The 2742-nt window shown below is 56.5% G+C and carries 4 protein-coding genes and 1 pseudogene; all 5 read left to right on the top strand.

The window, feature by feature from the left end; all coding sequences use genetic code 11:
* Positions 1 to 97 (top strand): annotated as a pseudogene (locus tag AC1D1X_RS20165) (transcription termination/antitermination protein NusG); the annotation flags it as partial.
* A 141-nt stretch (positions 98 to 238) separates the two neighbouring features.
* Complete coding sequence (gene rplK, locus AC1D1X_RS20160; RefSeq protein WP_007871338.1) at positions 239 to 673, top strand: 50S ribosomal protein L11; 435 nt, start codon at positions 239 to 241, stop codon at positions 671 to 673.
* Complete coding sequence (rplA, locus tag AC1D1X_RS20155) at positions 670 to 1365, top strand: 50S ribosomal protein L1 (protein ID WP_477698999.1); 696 nt, start codon at positions 670 to 672, stop codon at positions 1363 to 1365. The genes rplK and rplA overlap by 4 nt, the downstream gene beginning before the upstream one ends.
* A 262-nt stretch (positions 1366 to 1627) precedes the next feature.
* Positions 1628 to 2158, top strand: coding sequence for a 50S ribosomal protein L10 (gene rplJ / locus AC1D1X_RS20150; protein ID WP_477670197.1), 531 nt, complete (start codon positions 1628 to 1630; stop codon positions 2156 to 2158).
* Positions 2159 to 2187: 29 nt separating this feature from the next.
* The gene (rplL, locus tag AC1D1X_RS20145) at positions 2188 to 2565 is read left to right on the top strand and encodes a 50S ribosomal protein L7/L12 (RefSeq protein WP_431094480.1); all 378 of its coding nucleotides are present in this window, start codon (positions 2188 to 2190) and stop codon (positions 2563 to 2565) included.
* Positions 2566 to 2742 lie beyond the last annotated feature (177 nt).

Below are 2742 nucleotides of genomic sequence, written 5' to 3'. Positions count from 1 at the left end.
GGTTAACTACGACAAAAACAAGGTGCGTGTGTCGGTCACGATCTTCGGGCGTGCCACACCGGTAGAGCTGGAATTCAGCCAGATCGAAAAAACGTAATTTCGATTCGGTAGATAATTTCGCGCCTTGCAACTCGGCGCGAAACGGTCCTTGCGGACTGTTTTTGAGTTGTGTAACCCCCGGGGAGCCCGGACCTGCCTTTGGCAGCGTTCAGGCGTTATGACCCGCAAGGAGAAAAGTATGGCGAAAAAAATCGTCGGCTTTATCAAGCTGCAAGTGCCAGCTGGTAAGGCTAACCCGTCCCCCCCGATCGGCCCTGCGCTCGGTCAGCGTGGCCTGAACATCATGGAATTCTGCAAGGCATTCAATGCGCAGACCCAGGGTGTTGAGCCAGGCTTGCCACTGCCTGTGGTGATCACAGCATTTGCTGACAAGAGTTTTACCTTCGTCATCAAGACGCCTCCGGCAGGCGTCCTGATCAAAAAAGCTATCAAGCTCGACAAGGGTTCGTCCACGCCGCACACGGTGAAGGTTGGCAAGATTTCCCGCGCGCAGCTTGAAGAAATCGCCAAGACCAAAATGAAAGACATGACGGCTGCTGACCTTGACGCTGCAGTTCGCACGATTGCCGGTACGGCCCGCTCCATGGGTGTGTCGGTGGAGGGTGTTGTATGAGCAAGCTGACCAAACGCCAGAAGACTATTGGCGACAAAATCGACAGCAACAAGCTGTACGCGATTTCCGATGCCCTCGGCCTCGTGAAGGAATTCGCTGTCGCCAAGTTCGATGAATCCATCGACGTGGCTGTCCAGCTCGGCATCGATGCCAAGAAATCCGACCAGGTCGTTCGCGGCGCTGTCGTGCTGCCAAACGGCACCGGCAAGACCAAGCGCGTGGCCGTGTTCGCCCAGGGTGCCAAGGCTGAAGAAGCCAAAGCCGCCGGCGCAGACATCGTCGGCATGGATGATCTTGCTGCTGAAATCAAGGCCGGCAAGATGGATTTCGACGTGGTGATTGCTTCCCCCGATGCGATGCGCATCGTGGGTACGCTGGGCCAGGTGCTCGGTCCCCGCGGCCTGATGCCTAACCCCAAGGTTGGCACCGTGACGCCTGACGTGGCGCAAGCCGTCAAGAACGCCAAAGCCGGCCAGGTTCAGTTCCGTGTCGACAAGGCCGGTATTGTTCATGGCACGATTGGCCGCCGCTCGTTCGACACCGCCAAGTTGCAAGGCAATCTGGCTGCACTGATCGACGCGTTGCAAAAAGCCAAACCGGCTTCGAGCAAGGGCGTGTATTTGAAGAAAGTTGCGGTTTCGTCAACGATGGGTGTGGGCGTTCGCRTCGACACGCAAACCATCGCAGCGTAATCGCAGAAATTTGGGCAACCCGCAGGGGTTGTTCAATGTGGTGGGCTGCCGGGGTTCGCTCCGGCAGGTCATCAAAGACCGTTGGCGTGGCAGGCTTTTTGGGCTTGCCGCTTAATCGAAAGACAGCCAACGCAGATGGCGGTCCCGCTGCAGATGGTTTTGCAAAGAATCTGAAACAGTTGGTCGCTGAACATGAGCGTGTTGAAGGGCGAGGGGGATGCAAGTCACCCGAACCTGACCACACATTTTTAAGGAGTAGACCTTGAGTCTCAACCGCAGTGAGAAACAAGCCGTCATTGATGAAGTGACTGGCCTCGCCGCTAAAGCTCAAACGCTCGTGATGGCGGAATACCGTGGTATCACGGTCGCTGACATGACCCGTCTGCGCAGCCAAGCCCGCGACAAAGGCGTGAACCTGAGTGTTCTGAAGAACACCCTGGCTCGCCGTGCCGTGGCAGGCAGTGCATTCGAAGTCGTGTCCGACCAGATGACCGGTCCGCTGATCTATGGCTTTTCCACGGATGCCGTGGCTGCTGCAAAAGTAGTCGCTGACTTCGCAAAAACCAATGACAAATTGGTGATTCGCGGTGGTGCATTTGGCGGTAAATCCCTGGACGTGAACGGCGTGAAGCAACTGGCCAACATTCCCTCCAAGGAAGTGTTGCTCGCCCAGTTGTGTGGCTTGCTGATGTCGCCTATGTCGCGTACGGCCGTTGTGCTGGGCGCCCTGGCGGCCAAAAAGGGCGGCGACGCAGCCGATGCCCCCGCAGCAGCTGAAGCTGTAGCAGCGTAATTTGTACCCAACTTTTTAGGAAATTCAAAATGGCATTCGATAAAGACGCATTTTTGACCGCGCTGGATAGCATGACGGTCCTCGAACTCAACGAATTGGTGAAATCCATCGAAGAGAAATTTGGCGTGAGCGCAGCTGCGATGGCTGCTCCCGCTGCTGGCGGTGGCGGCGGTGCTGCTGCAGCTGCTGAAGAGAAGACCGACTTCAATGTCGTGCTGCTCGAAGCTGGCGCCAACAAGGTGTCGGTCATCAAGGCCGTTCGCGAAATCACCGGTCTGGGCCTGAAAGAAGCCAAGGACCTGGTTGACGGTGCTCCGAAGAACGTCAAGGAAGGCGCTCCAAAGGCTGACGCAGAAGCTGCGAAGAAGAAGCTCGAAGAAGCCGGCGCGAAAGTCGAACTCAAGTAATTCTTGGTGTTTGAGAAGGCTGGAAGACCGTAGTCGGGCTTCCAGCCTTTCGTGTTTCAAGGAACACACCGAAAAGCAGACTTAACCGTCTGCTTTCCAGTGTTTTCTGACCCCGACTGCAGAAAACGCCTTGGTTCGGGTGACGTGCAATGCGTCACCGTCCGCCATGGTTGGTAG

Source organism: Polaromonas sp. P1_G4 (assembly GCF_056405475.1).
The sequence above is the reverse complement of the archived record's forward strand: the minus strand, read 5'-3'. Positions and strand labels throughout refer to the sequence as shown.

Coding starts and splice junctions, on each gene's coding strand:
- rplL (WP_431094480.1), top strand. CDS start 2,188: ATGGCATTCGATAAAGACGCATTTTTGACCGCGCTGGATAGCATGACG.
- rplK (WP_007871338.1), top strand. CDS start 239: ATGGCGAAAAAAATCGTCGGCTTTATCAAGCTGCAAGTGCCAGCTGGT.